The sequence below is a fragment of the Bacillus sp. ABR genome, from assembly GCF_056172715.1.
The window spans coordinates 138,239-157,981 of record NZ_JAOYSL010000003.1 but is presented as its reverse complement, the minus strand read 5'-3'; the positions used below and the strand labels follow the sequence as shown (position 1 = coordinate 157,981).

The 19,743-nt window shown below is 37.2% G+C and carries 18 protein-coding genes and 3 pseudogenes; 20 read left to right on the top strand and 1 reads right to left on the bottom strand.

Annotation, left to right across the window (positions count from 1 at the left end; translation table 11 throughout):
* Nucleotides 1-266 precede the first annotated feature (266 nt).
* The 5 genes from spoVK (at nucleotide 267) to glnA (ending at nucleotide 5,802) form a co-directional block, all read left to right on the top strand.
* Complete coding sequence (gene spoVK, locus OIT90_RS10920) at nucleotides 267-1,226, top strand: stage V sporulation protein K (protein WP_024424083.1); 960 nt, start codon at nucleotides 267-269, stop codon at nucleotides 1,224-1,226.
* Nucleotides 1,227-1,347: 121 nt separating this feature from the next.
* On the top strand, nucleotides 1,348-2,619 hold the full coding sequence (hflX, locus tag OIT90_RS10915) for a GTPase HflX (RefSeq protein WP_041084763.1): 1,272 nt from the start codon (nucleotides 1,348-1,350) through the stop codon (nucleotides 2,617-2,619).
* A 6-nt stretch (nucleotides 2,620-2,625) separates the two neighbouring features.
* Entirely contained in the window at nucleotides 2,626-3,906 is a 1,281-nt protein-coding gene (locus tag OIT90_RS10910) for a methionine gamma-lyase family protein (RefSeq protein ID WP_474892551.1), read from the top strand.
* Between the two features lie 90 nt (nucleotides 3,907-3,996).
* Nucleotides 3,997-4,407, top strand: a complete 411-nt coding sequence (locus tag OIT90_RS10905) for a MerR family transcriptional regulator (RefSeq protein ID WP_440602015.1) — start codon at nucleotides 3,997-3,999, stop codon at nucleotides 4,405-4,407.
* 60 nt (nucleotides 4,408-4,467) lie between these two features.
* On the top strand, nucleotides 4,468-5,802 hold the full coding sequence (gene glnA / locus OIT90_RS10900; RefSeq protein WP_025093273.1) for a type I glutamate--ammonia ligase: 1,335 nt from the start codon (nucleotides 4,468-4,470) through the stop codon (nucleotides 5,800-5,802).
* 392 nt (nucleotides 5,803-6,194) lie between these two features.
* On the opposite strand, the pseudogene OIT90_RS10895 reads toward glnA, so the two are convergent.
* Nucleotides 6,195-6,279, bottom strand: a pseudogene (locus OIT90_RS10895) (hypothetical protein); the annotation flags it as partial.
* Nucleotides 6,280-6,679: 400 nt separating this feature from the next.
* Here OIT90_RS10895 and OIT90_RS10890 point away from each other — a divergent pair.
* The 15 genes and pseudogenes from OIT90_RS10890 to OIT90_RS10820 all read left to right on the top strand — a co-directional run bounded on the left by OIT90_RS10890 (nucleotide 6,680) and on the right by OIT90_RS10820 (nucleotide 19,741).
* Nucleotides 6,680-7,051 (top strand): hypothetical protein, encoded by a 372-nt coding sequence (locus tag OIT90_RS10890; protein WP_474892550.1) that lies wholly within the window; start codon nucleotides 6,680-6,682, stop codon nucleotides 7,049-7,051.
* Between the two features lie 285 nt (nucleotides 7,052-7,336).
* Nucleotides 7,337-7,822 carry an SMI1/KNR4 family protein gene (locus OIT90_RS10885; protein ID WP_474892549.1) on the top strand — a complete coding sequence of 162 codons (486 nt, stop codon included), beginning with the start codon at nucleotides 7,337-7,339 and terminating at the stop codon, nucleotides 7,820-7,822.
* A gap of 565 nt (nucleotides 7,823-8,387) precedes the next feature.
* Nucleotides 8,388-8,558: a hypothetical protein gene (locus OIT90_RS10880; RefSeq protein WP_285604666.1), complete on the top strand. Its 171-nt coding sequence runs from the start codon at nucleotides 8,388-8,390 to the stop codon at nucleotides 8,556-8,558.
* A gap of 83 nt (nucleotides 8,559-8,641) precedes the next feature.
* Complete coding sequence (locus OIT90_RS10875) at nucleotides 8,642-9,226, top strand: DUF4145 domain-containing protein (protein ID WP_474892548.1); 585 nt, start codon at nucleotides 8,642-8,644, stop codon at nucleotides 9,224-9,226.
* A 168-nt stretch (nucleotides 9,227-9,394) separates the two neighbouring features.
* Nucleotides 9,395-9,892, top strand: coding sequence for a hypothetical protein (locus OIT90_RS10870; protein ID WP_474892547.1), 498 nt, complete (start codon nucleotides 9,395-9,397; stop codon nucleotides 9,890-9,892).
* 77 nt (nucleotides 9,893-9,969) lie between these two features.
* Nucleotides 9,970-10,677, top strand: a complete 708-nt coding sequence (locus OIT90_RS10865; protein ID WP_474892546.1) for a hypothetical protein — start codon at nucleotides 9,970-9,972, stop codon at nucleotides 10,675-10,677.
* Between the two features lie 186 nt (nucleotides 10,678-10,863).
* Nucleotides 10,864-11,271, top strand: a pseudogene (locus OIT90_RS10860) (phage terminase small subunit); the annotation flags it as partial.
* A gap of 129 nt (nucleotides 11,272-11,400) precedes the next feature.
* The gene (locus OIT90_RS10855) at nucleotides 11,401-12,312 is read left to right on the top strand and encodes a phage minor head protein (RefSeq protein WP_474892545.1); all 912 of its coding nucleotides are present in this window, start codon (nucleotides 11,401-11,403) and stop codon (nucleotides 12,310-12,312) included.
* An 89-nt stretch (nucleotides 12,313-12,401) separates the two neighbouring features.
* Entirely contained in the window at nucleotides 12,402-13,160 is a 759-nt protein-coding gene (locus tag OIT90_RS10850) for a TRADD-N-associated membrane domain-containing protein (RefSeq protein ID WP_474892544.1), read from the top strand.
* Between the two features lie 105 nt (nucleotides 13,161-13,265).
* Nucleotides 13,266-14,135, top strand: a complete 870-nt coding sequence (locus OIT90_RS10845) for a hypothetical protein (RefSeq protein ID WP_474892543.1) — start codon at nucleotides 13,266-13,268, stop codon at nucleotides 14,133-14,135.
* Between the two features lie 56 nt (nucleotides 14,136-14,191).
* A pseudogene (locus OIT90_RS10840) lies at nucleotides 14,192-15,231 on the top strand (XkdF-like putative serine protease domain-containing protein).
* A 239-nt stretch (nucleotides 15,232-15,470) separates the two neighbouring features.
* Entirely contained in the window at nucleotides 15,471-16,088 is a 618-nt protein-coding gene (locus tag OIT90_RS10835) for a hypothetical protein (protein ID WP_474892542.1), read from the top strand.
* A gap of 342 nt (nucleotides 16,089-16,430) precedes the next feature.
* Nucleotides 16,431-17,270, top strand: a complete 840-nt coding sequence (locus tag OIT90_RS10830) for an SMI1/KNR4 family protein (protein ID WP_126681873.1) — start codon at nucleotides 16,431-16,433, stop codon at nucleotides 17,268-17,270.
* A 29-nt stretch (nucleotides 17,271-17,299) separates the two neighbouring features.
* Nucleotides 17,300-17,737: an NUDIX hydrolase gene (locus OIT90_RS10825; RefSeq protein ID WP_126681874.1), complete on the top strand. Its 438-nt coding sequence runs from the start codon at nucleotides 17,300-17,302 to the stop codon at nucleotides 17,735-17,737.
* Nucleotides 17,738-18,649: 912 nt separating this feature from the next.
* Nucleotides 18,650-19,741, top strand: a complete 1,092-nt coding sequence (locus OIT90_RS10820; RefSeq protein WP_474892541.1) for a response regulator aspartate phosphatase — start codon at nucleotides 18,650-18,652, stop codon at nucleotides 19,739-19,741.
* Nucleotides 19,742-19,743: the final 2 nt, after the last annotated feature.

Genomic DNA, 19,743 nt, shown 5'->3' with positions numbered 1-19,743 from the left:
AATGCGGAAATCATTGAGACTCTTTTCTGCATCATTTGTGATCAAAAAGCTACATTTTTCTAAGAAAAAGCAAATTGTTGGTTTGTCCGCCCAAACGGGATGAATACAATGGAAATAGCACATCATTTCCTGGGAAACCGCACAAATCCCTACAATATTCGGTATCTCGGGTCATTTTGACAGCAAACTTGGGCTTAAGCGGGCGATTGTCACGATTACAGCTCCACCCGAATAGAATAAAGAGAGAAGAGCGAGAGGTGAATACGTTGGAGCGAGCTGTCACATATAAAAACAACGGCCAAATCAATATTATACTTAACGGACAAAAGCAAGTATTGGTTGATGCAGACTCAGAGGCAGAATACCTAGAAGCCTTGCAGAAAAATGAGGCAAAACACAGCATCTTACGGGAAATAGAGCGTGAAATGAACAGCCTTGTCGGTATGGATGAAATGAAACGAAACATAAAAGAGATTTATGCTTGGATTTTTGTTAATCAAAAACGGCAGGAACAAGGGTTAAAGGTAGGGAAACAAGCGCTTCATATGATGTTCAAAGGAAATCCTGGCACAGGGAAAACCACAGTTGCAAGACTTGTCGGGAAGCTTTTCTTTGAAATGAATGTGCTCTCAAAAGGTCATTTAATTGAAGCAGAACGCGGTGATCTTGTTGGAGAGTATATTGGTCATACAGCGCAAAAAACAAGGGATTTAATTAAAAAATCACTAGGCGGTATTTTGTTCATTGACGAAGCCTATTCTCTTGCACGCGGAGGAGAAAAGGATTTTGGAAAAGAGGCGATAGATACCCTTGTGAAACATATGGAGGACAAACAGCACGAATTCATTCTAATTTTAGCTGGCTACTCCAAGGAAATGGATCATTTTCTTTCTTTAAACCCCGGTCTGCAATCAAGATTTCCAATCAACATCAGCTTTCCTGATTATACAGTCGATCAGCTCATGGATATTGCAAAACGAATGATGGCGGACAGAGAATATGTATTTACACAAGAAGCCGAATGGAAGCTGCGGGATTATTTAATGCACATTAAAAGTACCACGAGCCCGGCAAAATTCAGCAATGGCCGGTTTGTGCGAAACACCATTGAAAAGGCCATACGAACTCAGGCGATGAGACTGCTTCTTGTGGATCATTACGATAAAAAAGATCTGCTGACCATTAAAAGTCACGATCTTCAAATGAAAGAGGATACGCCTTCTTGAAATGGCGTATCCTTTTTATAAAGAGTCACTAAAATAAACCATCCGAATAGTGGTATACGTGTGATCTGTTTGGTATGATGGTACTACTGAAAACTTAAGTACAGAAAGGAAACAACTGACGTTGAATGAACATGAAATGACTGAAAAAGCGATCCTTGTCGGCTGTCAATTGCCGCATGTAACGGATGAACGCTTTCAATACTCTATGGAAGAATTAGCTTCCTTAACCAAAACGGCTGGCGGTGAAGCTGTCAGCGTGATGACGCAGAAGAGAAATAGACAAGACAGCGCAACATATATCGGTAAAGGGAAAGTAGAAGAACTTGAGGTGCTTTGCGAGGAACTCGAATGTGATGTCATTATTTTTAACGACGAGCTTTCTCCAAGCCAGCTAAAAGCTTTGGCGACTGCTTTAGATGTAAAAATTATTGATCGTACGCAATTGATTTTAGATATCTTTGCAAAAAGAGCCCGTACAAGAGAGGGGAAGCTGCAAATAGAGCTTGCCCAGCTTCAGTATGCCCTGCCGAGACTAAGTGGACAAGGGATTAGCCTCTCAAGACAGGGAGGCGGAATTGGCGCAAGAGGTCCAGGTGAAACAAAACTTGAAACAGACAGACGCCATATTCGAAACCGCATTCACGAAATTAACGGGCAGTTATCTGCAGTCAAAGAACACCGAACAAGATACCGGGAACGCCGAAAGAAAAATGGTGTGTTCCAAATTGCCATTGTCGGGTATACGAATGCCGGAAAATCAACTTTGTTTAATCAATTAACAGAAGCAGATAGTCATGAAGAGGATCTGCTGTTTGCGACACTTGACCCAATGACACGTAAGATGACATTAGAATCTGGCTACAGTGTGCTCATTTCGGATACGGTTGGCTTTATCCAAGACCTTCCGACAACACTGATCGCCGCATTTCGTTCCACCCTTGAAGAAGTGAAGGAAGCCGACTATTTGCTTCATGTCATCGACTCTTCTAATGAGGATTATGAAGGACACGAACGAACGGTTCATGAGCTTTTAGAAGAATTAGAAGCGGACCGTATTCCGATGCTGACTGTTTATAATAAAGAAGATCAAATCAGACCAGATTTCATCCCATCTTCAAAGCATCGCCATATATTAATCAGTGCTAGACGCAAAGAAGATGTAAAAAGGTTAAAAGCGGATATTATGGCTGAGCTGAAAAAAGCCTTTTTAAAGCCATATCATGTGAAGATTCCAGCGTATGAAGGGAAGCTTATCTCCGCATTAAAATCAGAAACACTTGTGGAATCACTAGAATTTCAAAAAGAAGCAGAAATTTACGACATCACCGGATATAGTGGTGAGGATCAGACCATTTTAGGTCAAATCAAGAAGTATATGTTGGAAAGGAATTAAATCAAGATGTTTCACACATTAAAACACGGCAGTATTTTAGAAAAAGCAGCAGCAGAAACAGAACAAGAGATTTTACACGTACATCAGCAAATTGATCAAACGAGCGAACAAAATGAGTGGCGGGTGCTTGAAAGCTATCGCAAGCACAAAGTCAGTGACTCTCACTTTAATCCAACAACTGGATATGGCTACGATGATATGGGGAGAGACACGTTAGAAAAGATTTATGCGGATGTCTTCGGAGGAGAAAGCGGCCTTGTCCGTCCGCAGATCATTTCCGGCACACACGCGATTTCCATTGCTTTATTTGGTGTGCTGAGACCTGGCGATGAATTGATCTACATGACAGGAAAACCATACGACACGCTAGAAGAAATTGTCGGGATTCGCGGGAAAGAAGGGACAGGCTCATTAAAAGACTTCCAGATTGACTATAAAGCCATTGATTTGCTTCAAGATGGATCAGTCGATTATAACAAAGTAAAAGAGTCGATTTCTTCTAAAACAAAAGTGATCGGCATTCAGCGTTCAAAAGGCTATGCGTCGAGACCATCCTTTACTATAGAAGAAATTGAGCAAATGATTTCATTTGTGAAAGAGATAAATGAAGAAATCATTGTGTTTGTAGACAACTGTTATGGTGAATTTACTGAATCACAAGAGCCGTGTCATGTCGGAGCTGATCTCATGGCCGGTTCACTTATTAAAAACCCAGGCGGAGGTCTTGCCAAAACAGGCGGCTACATCGTTGGAAAAGAAAAATGGGTCGAAGCTTGCTCTTATCGAATGACATCTCCGGGCATCGGCAGTGAAGCGGGTGCATCGCTGTATGCGCTCCAGGAAATGTATCAAGGCTTTTTCTTGGCGCCGCATGTTGTAGCTCAAAGCTTAAAAGGCGCAGTATTTACGGCTCGTTTTCTTGAGAAGCTCGGATTCCAAACAAATCCAGCATGGAATGCGAAAAGAACGGATTTGATTCAATCTGTCGAATTTGGAGATCCTAAAAAAATGATTGCGTTCTGTCAGGCAATCCAGTATGCATCTCCGATTAACAGTCACGTCACACCGCATGCAAGCTATATGCCGGGCTACGAGGATGATGTCATTATGGCAGCGGGCACATTTGTACAAGGTGCCAGTATCGAATTATCAGCCGATGGTCCGATCAGACCGCCTTATACTGCCTACGTGCAAGGTGGTCTCACGTATGCCCATGTGAAAAATGCGATTTGCAGTGCTGTCGATGCCTTATTGGATCAAGGTTTTATTGAAGTGCCTGCTCAATAAAAAAACCATGTTAATATTCCTAACATGTTGTTGACACATAATATAACATGACATATAATAAATTTAAGCAAAGAGGAGGAGACAGTTGAGATGAGTGATAACATTCGCCGCTCAATGCCTTTATTCCCAATTGGGATTGTCATGCAGCTTACAGAATTATCTGCAAGACAAATTCGCTATTATGAGGAAAATGGTTTAGTATTTCCAGCAAGAAGTGATGGAAACCGCCGATTATTTTCTTTTCATGATGTTGATAAATTACTAGAAATTAAAAACCTCATCGAACAAGGTGTAAACATGGCAGGAATCAAAAAGCTTTTTGCCAAAGCTGAGGCAGAAAATCCATCGTCTAATAAAAAGACGGAGGAAAAAACCACAGCTAAGCACAACTTGTCAGATGATGAACTCAGGAAGCTACTGAAGAAGGAACTCATTCAGGCTGGACGTTTCCAACAAGGAACGACCTTTAGGCAGGGGGATATGTCAAGGTTCTTCCGTTAACCAATTAGCAAAAGCATTGCTATACACATTTTACCTTTTGTAGGGGAGGAGTTTTACGAAATGGCAAAGTACACAAGAGAAGATATCGTAAAATTAGTAAATGAGGAAAACGTAAAGTACATCCGTCTGCAATTTACAGACATTCTCGGAACGATTAAAAATGTTGAGATTCCTGTGAGCCAGTTAGAAAAAGCTCTCGATAACAAATGTATGTTTGACGGTTCATCTATTGAAGGATTCGTACGTATCGAAGAATCAGATATGTACCTATACCCAGATCTAAACACATTTGTTATTTTCCCTTGGACAGCAGAAAAAGGTAAAGTTGCACGCTTTATTTGTGACATTTATAAGCCAGACGGGACACCATTTGATGGAGACCCGCGTAACAACTTAAAGCGTATCTTAAAGGAAATGGAAGAACTAGGATTTAGTGATTTCAACCTTGGACCTGAGCCAGAATTCTTCTTATTTAAATTAGATGAAAAAGGCGAGCCAACGCTTGAACTAAACGATAAAGGTGGATACTTTGACCTTGCACCAACAGATCTAGGTGAAAACTGCCGCCGTGATATCGTGCTAGAGCTTGAAGAAATGGGCTTTGAGATTGAAGCATCTCACCACGAAGTAGCACCAGGACAGCACGAAATTGATTTCAAATATGCTGGCGCAATCCGTTCTTGTGATGACATTCAAACATTCAAACTCGTGGTCAAAACCATTGCGAGAAAACACGGTCTTCATGCGACATTCATGCCAAAACCATTGTTCGGTGTAAACGGATCTGGTATGCACTGTAACCTATCATTATTCAAAAATGGTAAAAACGCATTCTTTGATGAAAAAGCAGATTTACAATTAAGCGAGACTGCTAGACACTTTATCGCAGGTATCGTCAAGCACGCAACAAGCTTTACAGCAGTCACAAACCCAACGGTTAACTCATACAAGCGTCTTGTACCTGGCTATGAAGCACCTTGCTATGTAGCATGGAGTGCACAAAACCGCAGCCCATTGATCCGTATCCCGGCATCACGCGGCATCAGCACACGTGTAGAAGTGCGCAGCGTAGACCCATCTGCAAACCCATATCTTGCACTAAGCGTATTACTTGCAGCAGGTCTAGACGGAATCAAAAATAAACTAGAAGCACCAGCACCAATCGACAGAAACATCTATGTCATGGATAAAGAAGAGCGCCTTGAAAACGGCATCGCTGACCTACCTGCAACACTTGCAGAAGCACTCGAGCTGCTAAAATCAAACGAAGTCATGATCAACGCACTAGGCGATCACCTATTCGAGCACTTCATCGAATCAAAAGAAATTGAATGGGATATGTTCAGAACCCAAGTACACCCATGGGAACGCGATCAGTATATGTCTCAGTATTAATAAATAAAACCCCTTGGAGCCATTGGCTTCAGGGGGTTTTTATTTTTGTGGGTGTTTCTAATATTTCAAAATGAGGAAGCCGCCACCCACAATTCACTTACAAAAAAGGTGTCTTTGAAATTTCACCGAAGGTCTCAGAAGAGTATTCAAAACTTTGCTGAAATTGATTGGTACGAAGATAGGAGGGTCCCCCTCCAATCTCTTAGAAATTTTTAAAACTAACCTTGATATTTGCCTATCCAAGTACCATCACCCTTTTATGCATCTTTTAGGACGAAGGATACCGAGACCGAAACATTTGATAGATTCTTTTTGTGTATTGGTTTTTAGGTGTGTAGTTTTCAGCTCAGCTTGAGGAGTTATTACCTTTTGACTCATGTTGCTGTCTGTATTAGAAGTTGAAGCGAATGCAGGAGATGCAGAAACAAGTAAAGCAAAGGATAATGCGGAACAAGTTATAACTTTTTTTAATTTCATTTAAAACACTCCCTTGTTTATTTCGATTCAAGGTGAAAATACAAATGATTTTTAGAGTTTGATAGATTATAAGAAAATTTCAATATGAACTTTCAAGGAAGGATAGGATGAAATCTGAACATTGTGTTTAGTGCAAGGATAGTAGGGATCAATGAGAAGCAAATCCGTAATGCTCTGATCAAGGAGCTGAAGGTTCATAAGGCGCTGAACGTGAAGGAGGAAAACAAAAAGGAACAAGAGACAAACGATGCGACAGGCCTATTTCCTTCTCTTAGAAATCAGGAGGTTTAAATGAACTAAAGGTGCGGCAAATAGAAAGAGCACTTGAAAACAGCCTAGATGAAATTGAGCAAGACATCATATTGTATTTATTATGAATAAACTGGAAAAAAGTATCCGAATGAAGAAATTTGCTTATTCGATTTTCTTTATGGTTTTTCTGTTGACGGCATGGTTTTGGACAAGTGATGCTGAATCTAGTCAATCAAAGGACGGTATCACAACATACAAAGAAACACATGTACTAGAAGTTGACGAAAATGGACATGTAAAAGAAATACAGAGTAAATCTGATGTAATTGATCAAGCGAGACAACAATTTAAAAAACAACCTCATGATCCACCCCAACGAAATATGCCACAGGGTGACACCGTAGTACTGCAACCATCCACCAAGAATAAGAATACTAATAAGACTCTAGGTGCTAATACTAAAGCTGCTAACACAATTGTTATTGATACAAGGTTTAAGTTAGATCAAGCGAATCAGTAAATTACTTACAATTCTACAATTCGTAGCATTATAGGAAAAGCGAAGCCAGTTATTGTAATTGTAGATAACACTCTATTTGTAGGAGATGCGAAATAAATATATCAGATGGTATATTGGTAAATACGGCGATCCTAAATGGGATTGGTCTGGTTTAGACATTCACCATGTTATTCCTTTAGAATATGGTGGAGATAATAAAATGGGTAATTTATATGCACTCACAAGAACACTTCATCAACAAGAGGTTTCTCCTTGATGGAGAGGATATAGATAGAAGGTGAAAGATTGAGTAGGATCGTGCAGATATTAGAAAAGCTTGAAAATCAATTAGATGAGAATAACATCATCAAATTCTCGGTAGACGGTGAAGTCTATGAAAAGTGCTGTACCTTCAATGCCCCAGCCGATCAAGAAAATATAAAACAATTTGAAAAGAAACACCATGCATTGCCTGACGATCACAAAGAGTTTTTATGTCTACATAATGGCGCAAGAATATTTGAAGACATAGTTTTTGGGAACAAAGTGGGTGGAGGATTACACGTTTTCAGTTTAGAAGAGATCGAATCCGAGTTGTCTAATGATTTTTTTGATCAGGTTGATGGAATAGCTATTGCCGCTCTTTTTGAAGGGTGCTACTTGATGCTAAATAAGGGAAATTCAAACCTTTATCTATTTGAAGACGGTTTAGAATATAGGCTGCTTGATGTAGATTTTGAAACTTTTCTTCAGAAGTATATTAATTCTGAAGGCGATGCGTTTTGGGAATAATAGAACCAAAGTGTCCATGTTTATGGGCACTTTTTTTATTTGTAATGCCGAGAAAAAACCGAGGAAAAGCCGACAAAAAGGGGGATAAAAAGGGGACCTTTTTTCCTAAGTGGATCATCGTATGATAGAGACAAGCAAAACGAACGTGAATATTTTGTCCAGAAGGAAGAACCTGCGGACGCTGATCATTGAGCACTTTAAGTACCTTGATTGGTGTCCGCTTTTTTTATTGGGAGACGCGTCTTTCCCTTATCAATGGCGTATCTGGATACGGAACAAAGGTGTTGAGGAATGTGGCCATACGAGAGGGACATTCTAAGCCTGGATAGCAGCTGGTCTGCGGCGGCCGTATCGAGGACAGTTTTTCATTTTATTTGATGATTGACTGTACTTGGCATCCTCTCGGGGTGTAGTCATCATTGCAAAATCTATTTAAGCGAATAGCGTAAGGTGGTGCTTATTCGGAAAAGAGCGAGTGAAATGAAGATCAGGGAATCAGTTTCTAAACAGACCTTAAAGAAATTTAAAAGCATTTCTCCTAGTTCTATTAGTAAGAAGGAGAACGATGCTGATCCCATTACGAATAGGGATTGGGAAGAAATCATGGGAACGAGACGCGAAACGTATCAAAGACAAGGCTGCCGTATTCGAAGAAAACGCTGATTTGATGGGAACAGTCGTTTTTTGGGCGTATGGTCGAAAAGCAAGAGAGGAAGAGGTTCAGCGATTCCGATAGTTGAACATAATAATATTAATGGTGAATGGTTGGATAATGTGGATAATGGTATATATAGATAATTTAGATAAGGTAGGGATAGTATGAAATCATTTTATTATGAAAATTATTTTTGGGCAGATTCACATGATGTAGAAAAAGAAAAATATACTTGTGGTTACTGTAATTCTTTAGCTGCACCAACTTATGGATATTTAACTCATGAATATATAGAGAACGAAAGGAAGAGTGGTTCTAAAATACTTATATGTCCTAATTGTCGAAACCCAACACATATAAATGGAATAGGGCAGCAATTTCCACCTATAAGTATTATAAAAGGTATTAGGCATCTTCCAGAAAATATACAAGATCTGTATAAGGAAGTCTGTGATTCGTTTTCAGTCAATGCGTTTACAGGTGCAAGTATTTTGGCTAGAAAGATGATTATGAATATAGCAGTTGAAAAGGGAGATAAAAAAGACAAGAGTTTTATACAGTATGTAGAATTCTTAGTAAATGAAGGAATCGTTCCAAAAAGTGCCGAAAAGTGGCTTGATGCTGTGAGATTAAATGGTAATATTGCTGCTCATAATATAGAAAAATCAACTAAAGAAGAAACTCAAAAATTAATTGATTTTTTGGAAATGTTGTTGAGGATAGTCTATGAATTTGAAGCTGAATTATAACAATTTATAAATGGCACACTTTTGGCAAAGCATTTTATTCTAGAGTGGTTATGATATAAATTGAGAGCGGCTTCCGTTGCGGAGGTCGCTTTTTTCGTTCGACAAATTTTGCATTTACCTCAATATTAATATTTATATCCGATATTAAAAATTGAGGAGTGAGTAGAGTTGGGTAAAAAAAATAAACGTGCAATTAAAAATAAAGGACAATATGAAAAAATTAAGAAATTAGATAATGAAATATACTCAAAAAAATTAATGGAGTTAGAAGATGTCATCTACACATATTCAGAAAAAGAGTTACTTGCGTACTTTTTAAAAGAATTTATATATGGTCAAAAGAAGGGACATTATAAAAAAAGTGTAGCAACTCTCTATAATTTAGATATTGAATGTCTAGAGTTTGCTATATCGAGGTTTGCGCATATTGAGAACATAAGAGATGTCTCTAAGTACTATCCAGCATTTGTCCCTTTATTGGCTGTATATTTCACTATGGCATTTAATATTAATACAAGTAAAATTTTAGCATTCATTGGCACAGCCATATCACTTATTTTCATTATAAGAATAATAATTAAAGAAAAAAGAGCTAGAAGTGTGGCTGTCTCAATGTTAAGAACATTTGAGCAAGTCCACGCTAGGAAACAGAAAGAAAACGAGTGAATTTCATTCGACAAATTCTGCGGATAGTTCCATATGCTCACTTTCTGCCGATATATAAAGATAGGAGGTGAACGAGCATGAGTTTGGATGAAATTATAAAAACTTTTGGTGTGCTGCCCACTGCATTAACAGCAGCGGCAGCTATTATAGTCCCATTTATTACATTTATTTTAGGTAGAATCAATGAAGATCTTAAAGTTAAATTTGAATACAGAACTTATGTAGTGTTAGATGAAATAACTGGAGGTTATCAACTTAGGAATCATCCATTGGTAAAAAGAGGTGCAAAATTATTACTTCCAAAAAGCTACGATGGTTTAGAGAAATTTATAACAGATAATAGGCTCCATTTAGACAGCGATTTCACTGGTGCTTCGAGATTTAACTATTTACAGATAAAGACTATTGGAAAAAGTATAATTACAGGTGGACACGTTGAAATAGAATTAGATAACTCTGATAAGAGTATAATTGAGACATCTTTGCCATTTATGAGCCCTAATGATGAGGTGTACATACCATTGGATATAAATTATGGTGATGTACACGGGCGCAAATATGGAATCAAAAGAATAGATATTTCATACCAATTGCAAACAGGACAGCGGATGAAATTTAAAAGTATAAGGACATTTCGTGCAGGCAATGAGACAACGATTAGAGATAGTCATAGTGTAAAAAAATTTCGATTATTCTACTGGAAAACACAAAGTTCAAAAAATAAGAATATGGGATGGAACTATCTTAATTTGAATACGAACAAAGAAAAGAACTCTTCTGAATGAAGGTTTTTTTTTGTTCCCTGTAAACTGCTCCCGATAATTCTTTACACCAAGCATCGGCTTAAAGGTAGAGTGCGGCAGCAGTTTAGAGGAAATAAAAATTCCAAAAAACACGAATTAGAAGAAGGCGGCAGATGAATGTAGATGGAATCCAAACTCATTCAGGTGGAGAAAGATTAAGTCAAAGGCATGAAATACAAGGACCTTGCCAAAGAAATACGGGGTGTCGATCAACACCATAAAATCGTGGAAAAAGCGGCATGGTTGAGAAAGAAAAAAGGGTGCACACAAAAAAAGGTGGTCAACCCGGTAATGTTAATGAGCTAGGTAATAGCGGGGGCGTAGTACCACTACGTAATCAAAACACAAAGACACACGGCTTATACTCAAAGCACATGCCAGCTGAAGCGTTTGAAATCATGCAGGACATTCAGAAGTTTTCGCCAGTTGATTTACTTTGGGAGCAGATACAAATTCAATTCACAGCCATTGTGAGGGCACAGAAAAAACAAAGACGAAATGAGCAAAGAGCTGAAAAAGAGTAAATCAGTCGTTTCAGATTCTATCGATATTGAGGAAGAAGAATACAAGTTTCAATCCAATTGAGGCGAAGCCAAAGGCATCAACTAGCTTACTTGATACGGTTCTTCAAAAGTCTGCGGGTACTAACAATGAATTGGTATCTATCCTCAAAGACCTTAGGGATGAACTAGAGGAGATCCGCAAATGAGCAGAATCGATCAGCTGATAAAAAACATCAATGCCTTTGTGCAAAAAGCGGAATCGGATGAGGTCGAGGAACTAGAAGCAGCTGTAACTGATTTTCCTGAACTGAAAGACATTCCATCTTTAGTGGAAGAGTACGAGAAAACCACCGCAAAACTTCTCAGATTGCAACGCAGGACGTTTTTGAATGCACTGAATGGTTTTATATCCAAGGACGATTCGGAGACGTTAGAAGCAATTTTAGCGTTTTTTAATAATGATTTATTCATTTCAGATGAGTTTGCAGAGCTGTTCGGAAAAGAAACGGCTGTCTTTCTAACACTTACCGTCACGCAGCTGGCTGAGAAGATCATGCATTCCATCGATTCAGATATTCCATTCAAGGTTTTATCTGAAAGAACCGCTGAGTGGATTGAATCATGGTCACAGGAGTTGGCACAGCTGATGAAGCTGAATACTCATGAGGCTATTGAACAAACGCTGAAAGAAGGTATAAAAGAAGGCCGCTCTATCCAGGAGATTGAACTGGAACTGAAGGATCTTCCTGAATTCAGTCGCAAGCGTGCACGTGTAACAGCCGTAACTGAAGTGTTGACCGCTTCTTCTGTTGCTCAACATGAATCCTATGTCCAATCCCCGGCAGTAACGGGGAAGAAGTGGAAGCATAGCGGCGGGAAAAAGAATCAGTCGAGAGAAAGTCATGTGCAGCTGGATGGAACTATTATCCCTTTGGATGAAGAATTTGAGATACCAGGCAGCGGAGAGCGGTGCATGTTTCCGAGAGATACACAGCTCACGCCAAAAGAGCGAGTAAATTGTCATTGTGCGGTTGGCCCTGTGGTTGATCCTGTTATTCTTGGGTTGTCAGCTGAGGAAAAAGAAGAGATTAGAAGAGAGGATTACCTAACATGAAATTAATGTATAAAATGCTAAAAATTATTATATAATCATTCTGTTTTGTGATATCTTTACTTTATATTAAAAGTAAAGAGGTTATCAAAATGAATAGTTCAATAATTTCTACTGAGGCAATAGATAGGCATTTAACATCAAACCTTAAATACCTTGAGAGGAGAAAATCCTTATTAGAATCTAGGGAAAAAAAGAGAAAATTTTTTTCAATTGTATTAGGAGCATTGCATTTAATTATTGCTTTATGCCTTTTTATATTTATTAGAGGGCAATTCAATATGACAGCAATATTTTTACTTTTAGTGGGCATGGGTTTGATTTTAACATCACTTATGGAGCCAGAAAGATTAAGAGCACTTATATTCGATATTGAAAGGGAAATAGAATTGTTGCAAAGCGAGGTTTCTCAAAAAAATATAAGTGAGACTCTATTCAAACAACACGATCTACAATTGAAAAGATATTATGACCTTAATCTAAGGCAAAACTCTTTTGTGTTTTGGGTTGGGATTAGCTGTATTGTTTTAGGTTTTGGATTTTTAGGATTAACAATGTATTTAATTTCAGGCAATATATTGGGTGATCCTCAAAACAAAATAATAGTAGCTGCAACTGGTGCTCTTGCAGGAATCCTCTCCAATTTTATTGGAGCTATTTACTTGAAGATGCATACTAATTCGATAAACTCTTTAACCGAGTTTCATAATAGAATTGTTAATACACATCATTTCTATTTGAGCAACTTTCTAATCTCTCAAATAAGTGATGAAAACAAAAGACAAGAAACTTTGGCAAACTTAGCTCTAAATATAAGTAATGATACATCCTCTGAGGGTAAAGCTAAATAATATTGTACCCAGATGGGATTAATAAAAGAGTTGAGATAGACACTTACAAAACATGGAATGAAATAGTATAATATCCTCACTATACTTCAAAAGTGAGGAGAAGAAATGGATAGTTTACAGCCGATTTTAAATTCAATCCAAAAGTTTCAACAACAGAATTCGCAAATATTGAGGGAAGCATCTCGAGTAGCAATGATTAGCAACTATATCCCTGATGAAGCATTCAGGATCGCAAAGGCAACTGAAAACTTAACTAGACAATTAAAAATAATTAATAGCGACTCAATTCAGAAGGCATTCGATACTATTTCATCTATAAAACTTGATTTACATTTACCGAGTTTTCCGAAATTTGATTACTTGGAATTTGACGAACAAAGGCTCGAAAGAATTACACGTCATAATGTCAGTGTAGGGTGGACTTTAACTGGTGATATGCCAATAAACCTTTATCTAAGAGACGAGTATCTAGACATGGAGCATGATGAGATAGACAAGATTTTCATAGCCTTTTATGAAGAGGATGAGTATGTACAATTAAAAACTCTAATAAAAAATGTGAAAAATGGATTGAGTGAAAAATGGAGTGAAATACTAGATCAATCTCTAGATTTGTACTTGGAAGGGCGTTACAAGATAACAATACCTGCACTTATATCAGTAATAGAAGGGGAATTAAGCTCAATTATAGGAAGTAGTAAATATGGAAAAAGATTAGTGGACGAGTTTCATAATAAATTGGATGACAAGATGAAATTTCTAACTATAGCGGCCTATTCTGCGTATTTTTTCTTTGATGAACACTTATTTAAGTCCCATGATTTTACCCATGCAAGGTTACCTTTATTAAATAGAAATTGGATTTTACATGGTAGAGATGATCCTTTAGCTTGGAAGAAAGAAGATGCTCTCAGACTATTAAATACTCTTTCAACTTTACAATTTATTAAGGAAATTGAAATCGCTGAAAATTAATTTTTAAAACACCATTTAAATAGTGGTGTTTTTTCTTTTGGAAGGAGGTGAATGAATTGCCACGCGAATTGATAAATGCAAAAAATCACACACGTTTCATACGTGGACAAGGCTGCTTACCAAAAGCAGTTCTTTTTTATGAAATCAGAAAAGCAGCCAGACTTTCAAAAAGAGATCAAGGTCATTGCGAAGGCTGATGATGTGCAGCGTCTTGTGTATGGAATTTTATACGAACCAAACGTTGCGGATGCACATGGGGATTACATGACACCAGAAGAGATCGAAAAAGCCGCTCATTGGTTCCTGGATCGACAAGTAGCATGATTTCCAAGGCGGTGTCGGGGAAGTCGTTGAATCGTACATTGCTCCGTCTAACTTTGAAATGGGCGATGAGCTTATCAAGAAAGGATCGTGGGTCCTTGTGACAAAAACATCGGTTGAAATTTGGGAACAGATTCAAAAGGGCGAGATCACCGGATATTCAATGGCCGGAACTGCAGACATAGGAAAACAAGAGTGTGAGCCAGCTTCTGAAGAGAATGGGCTTTTTTCTTTGCTCAAAAACTTCTTTTTATCAAAAGGAGAGGTAAAGGACCGATACGACAAAGGCCGCATGCGTCGTGAGTTTTGGGCTGCACAAGATGCACTGAATTCCGTTTTGTATAAATAGGATTCTTACAACGATGGTTTAGAAACCAATTCTGACAAGGTTAGGTCAGCACTGCAAGATTTTGTGGAAATCACACAAGAGATTTTGCTTACTGATGATTTGGCTGGGATCCAAACTGAGCCACCTGAAGAAATTGCAAAAGCTGGCCGAAAGTTTTCAGCTGCTAACCTGAATGAGCTAAAAAATGCTAGAGCCGCTATCGACAACTTGTTGAATCAAGCGGAAGAGAGGGAGGAAGAAGTGTAAACAAAGAAGATCTGCACAAGATGCTATGACACAATTGCACCGGTTGTAAAGCGTCTGGATGACCTTGAAAAAGGAGAAGGCGAAGGTCAGCCTGATCCGCAAGAAAAACAAATTGATGAAGAAGTCGCAAAAGAAATGGCCGCAGCTGTAGGGATGTCTAGGTCCACAAGATGCAAATAATTTGGATCGATGTATCAAATATAGGTTGTAGAACTTCTCATTCTTGTAAGGAAACAAGTGGTTAAAGATTTCCGATTAAAAATTGAAATGATTGATAAAGTAAAGTAGTACTTCATTATAAGTACAAATATTGGTAGAATTGAGCAAGCAAACCATAAAATGCAACTGAGTTAGAGCAGTATAGCCAGTATTCAAAAATAATAACAATATGAGGGAGAAATTTAATGGAGTATGTATTAATGGAACCACCAATTATAATGGAATCCTTTGAAACTTTATCAAAAAAAGAGGCTAAAATTCTCTTCGATTGGTTTGTTAATCAGATACCACTTCGGATTGAAGTTTTGAAAAATGTTACTAATGGAGAGGTGGACTTTAATTTCACTCCCGAATCACTTATAGATATCTATAGTTGGTTTTTATCTCAGATTGAAATTTATGAATTATCAGAAGAAGAGATTGGTAGAGAATTAGAAGAATTAAGGCAATATCCTGATTTTATTTATGAAGATGAAAAAAAGAGCTTATTGGCTAATCCAGTTGATATTGCAAAAGTGGACTATGCAATAGCAATGGATATTGGTATATATTATGGGGAAACCATTAGGAGAAACTATCCGCAAGTGAAGTGGACATACTTTACTAAGCCTAAATCACATTCCTTTTTAAACAAGCCAGTATTATATTTTAATGATGCAGATGATGACATGATATCTTATGAAAGAGAACCAATCGATATGATGTTTGTTCTTAATCAAAGAATAAAAAGAGGCGAGATTACAGATCACAGTCTGTATGAACTTTATCAGTACGATGTGAATGAAATTCTCGGTATCTTTGAGGACCCTGAAGATTAGGAAAAAGGGCAGCTTCTGGCTTGTAGATTGCTTCTTTTAGTAATTTGATAAAAAACGAACGGCTAACTTAAAGTTAGAAACGCCATTCTCTTTTCTCTTTTTTCCTTTTCAATTCTTCTTTTGCCAGGAGGTTTTTGACTGCTTGCCTAACAGTCTTCTCATCTTTATCTGTTTTTCTTTTCAAATCATCTATTGTTGAATTCTTACGGAAGCGACTCATATTATCAATAATTCGATAAATCTTTCTTTTAAGATCACACATACAATCACTATCAAAAACAGTTTGATAGAATATAAATTCGCAATGGAGTTTAGTTAAATGGAACTAGGAGGAAATAAATTTTGAAATCTTTTTGGGAAATAGACGAAGAAGGTTACCATACGTTAAAAAAGATCAGCGAAGCAGAAATATCTAAGGCTGAAAAGAAACTTGGGGTCACTTTGCCAGGTACATATAAAAAGCTCATATTAGAACAGAATGGTGGTTATACCATTCATAATGCTTTTCCAACGACTCACTCTAATTCATGGGCTGAGGATCACATTCAATTTAATCACCTGCTGGGAATTGATGAAGATGAAGGGATTATGGATAGTGCCTATTTGATAAAAGAGTGGGAGCTGCCAGAAGGGCTTGTTTTGATTAACGGGGATGGCCATACTTGGGTAGCGATGGATTATAGAAAAACGAAAGAGAATCCTGCAATTCATTATTTTGATGTTGAGATGGAAGAAGACTTTAAATTAGCAGATTCCTTTGATGAATTCATTGAGGGGCTTTATACAGTTGAGTACACTGTTGATGAAGAAGCAACAGAGGTTGAATATGAGCTTACTGAAGTTTATTTAAGTAAAGAAGAACTTGAAGCCATATTTAAATTGGACATTCTTGATGAAGGTAATCTGTATAAAATTCAATATTACCCGATGGTTGATTTAAACGAAATAGAATGGTTTTTTAAAAAGATGCAATATCACATTGAAAAAACAAAAGATGAAGATACGCTTTATCAAGTAGCTGATACGATTAATAACATTCTCTTATTGAATCCAAATATGCCAATCAATAATAATATTAAAGAGCTGGTGCAACAAATATCCGATTTCTTACAAAGTAATGAAGATCCACTTGTAGTAAATGTAGGCGAACTTATTCTTAGTCAGTTCGAGAGTATTAATTAAGGTGAATTTTAAGAAAAAGAGGTTAAGCAATGAGAGCACCGTATCAAGTATTGATATTTCCTTATATAGAAACTGAAAATTCCATTCAATATGCTATTTTTCATCGAAGTGATTATGGTTATTGGCAAGGAATAGCTGGTGGTGGAGAAGATGGTGAGACCCCTATTGAATCAGCAAAAAGGGAAGCGTTTGAAGAGGCTGGTATTATAAGAGAATGTCCATATATAAAACTCGATTCTGTGTCTTCACTACCCGTAGAGGATGTAGTTGGTAAATTTCTTTGGGGAAAAGATGTTTATGTGATAAAAGAATTTTCTTTTGGCGTTAAAGTTTCTACAAAAAATATTAAATTATCTAAAGAACACGTTGATTATAAATGGGTGTGTTTTGAGGAAGCGGTAGCCCTTTTAAAATGGGATAGTAACAAAACAGCTTTGTGGGAACTAAACAAAAGGCTATCAAAATAATTGAAATGTTGTTAACAAAGCCAATAGTAAAACGAGAATTAATTAGCGAATGAGAACAAATGTTCGATTGACTATTTGAATCTCGTTATAATAAGATTGACCCTTTCATGAACCTGGCTGACACTCAGTCAGGTCTTTTTTATATCTACTGGTAAATTTGTTTTTCTTGCATGAGAAGATTAGAGGTGAAAGTAAAAATCATTGAAGGCCCGAAAGTTGACGAGCATCTTAATGATTGCTATCACTATGTAATTAAGTGGTGGAGGAAGGAGTTAAAACGGGATAGTAATTTACGGGATAATATTGTCTGTCAAAGTGTAAGCAATAAAAAGATAAGAGACGGGAAGCTTGATTGAAACATATACGAAGAAATTAAGAACTGTAATTCCGTTAAAGTTGAAGGTTTATCTGGTGTTTCTAATTAGACTTCGCAATACACCCACGGAAACGCGATCAGTATATGTCGCAGTATTAATCGAGAAAACCACTTGGAGCCATTGGTTTCAGTTTTTTTGTTTTGGTCAAATTATATTCACAAAAGAAGAAAATGAAATGTAAATATATGTTGAAAAGAGAATTAGTGTTTCTAAATAAAATGTTTTAAATTTGTTTCTATGCTACCAACTTCAATATCACTTCTAAGCAATTCTTCATGTTTTGAGTTTTGAGGCGGCAACTTGCGTTCTACTTTGTATTATATCCTTTAGAAAGCTCTGTTACTTCTTGTGTTACACTACTGCCATGTCGTTCCTCTTTTAATGCACACTACATAAAACATACCTTTTATAGATAAAAGTATTTTTGCTTTTTGCGGGATACCGAAAACTTTTAAAATGAACACCTTGTCTTTACATATGTTGTAAATGTCGTGTTAAAATTATACAAAGGAAATGATAGCAAGGGGGTAATGGGATGTCGAATTTGATTTCTTCTGTAGATGTAGCAAACACGCTCAACAAATGGTATCTACATATTAAAAAGAGGGAAGTTTCACAAGCAGTAGAGCTGAGGGATGAGATTCAACAAATGTTAGGCGAAATGGAAGAAAATCAAGATGTGTTACTCTATTTCAATATTCTTGATTACAGATTTAAGGTACTGATGGAAGATTTAGTGGGGCAACCAACAATAACAGAAAGTGAAAGAGTCAAAACAGATGACATGCTAAGGTTTTACTTTTATCTTTTCAAAGGTATGTATGAGAGTGCAAAGAATAACTATTCAGAAGCCCTAGTCCTATTCAGAGTAGCTGAGAGACAGTTGGACAAGGTACATGATGAAATTGAAAAGGCTGAGTTCCATTATAAAATTGGCACACTCTACTATTTCAATAAAGTCACGCTTCTTTCTCACCATCATCTACAAACAGCAAAGGACATCTACAAAGGTCATGAAGGTTACAGTATACAAACCATAAACTGTAAGATGTTGTTGGCACTGAATTTGATTGATGACGGTAGATTAGACAAAGCTGAACGAATGCTTTTGGATTGTGTCGATAGACTGATTGAAAAGAAAGATAAGAGATTGTTAGCATTAGCTTATTATGATTTGGGATTTCTCAAAATTCAAGATGACCACCATTTAGAAGCAATTGAATATTTCAACAAAGCAATTTCCGCAGATGATCTAAAACAGTCAGCTCCTGTTTCATACTTACAATGTGCGTATGAATTTGCAAGATCAAGCTACAAATCAAATCAGTTGGATCAGGCAATACGTTGGGTTGCTGAGGGGAAAAGCTTCTCTAAAGAACAGCAGAACACAAACTTTATTTTGAAATTCAATATCCTTGAGAAATGTTATACAACACCACAGGAAAGCTATGAAGATATCAAGAAAGGGATATGTCTTTTGGAAGAAAGAAAAGCGTATGTTGATATAGAGGCTTTAGCTCCTGATGTTGCCTCCATTTATAAGAAGTTAAATCTTTATGAAGAAAGTAACTATTTCTTGGAATTGGCTTTAAAATCTTGTACGCTAATAGGAAAGGAGGTCATATGATC

Bases quoted from the DNA above. Each gene is read 5' to 3' on its own strand.
- OIT90_RS10910 (WP_474892551.1), top strand. From the start codon at position 2,626: ATGTTTCACACATTAAAACACGGCAGTATTTTAGAAAAAGCAGCAGCA.
- OIT90_RS10905 (WP_440602015.1), top strand. From the start codon at position 3,997: ATGAGTGATAACATTCGCCGCTCAATGCCTTTATTCCCAATTGGGATT.
- glnA (WP_025093273.1), top strand. From the start codon at position 4,468: ATGGCAAAGTACACAAGAGAAGATATCGTAAAATTAGTAAATGAGGAA.
- OIT90_RS10890 (WP_474892550.1), top strand. From the start codon at position 6,680: ATGAAGAAATTTGCTTATTCGATTTTCTTTATGGTTTTTCTGTTGACG.
- OIT90_RS10880 (WP_285604666.1), top strand. From the start codon at position 8,388: ATGCTGATCCCATTACGAATAGGGATTGGGAAGAAATCATGGGAACGA.
- OIT90_RS10875 (WP_474892548.1), top strand. From the start codon at position 8,642: ATGAAATCATTTTATTATGAAAATTATTTTTGGGCAGATTCACATGAT.
- OIT90_RS10865 (WP_474892546.1), top strand. From the start codon at position 9,970: ATGAGTTTGGATGAAATTATAAAAACTTTTGGTGTGCTGCCCACTGCA.
- OIT90_RS10855 (WP_474892545.1), top strand. From the start codon at position 11,401: ATGAGCAGAATCGATCAGCTGATAAAAAACATCAATGCCTTTGTGCAA.
- OIT90_RS10850 (WP_474892544.1), top strand. From the start codon at position 12,402: ATGAATAGTTCAATAATTTCTACTGAGGCAATAGATAGGCATTTAACA.
- OIT90_RS10845 (WP_474892543.1), top strand. From the start codon at position 13,266: ATGGATAGTTTACAGCCGATTTTAAATTCAATCCAAAAGTTTCAACAA.
- OIT90_RS10835 (WP_474892542.1), top strand. From the start codon at position 15,471: ATGGAACCACCAATTATAATGGAATCCTTTGAAACTTTATCAAAAAAA.
- OIT90_RS10825 (WP_126681874.1), top strand. From the start codon at position 17,300: ATGAGAGCACCGTATCAAGTATTGATATTTCCTTATATAGAAACTGAA.
- OIT90_RS10820 (WP_474892541.1), top strand. From the start codon at position 18,650: ATGTCGAATTTGATTTCTTCTGTAGATGTAGCAAACACGCTCAACAAA.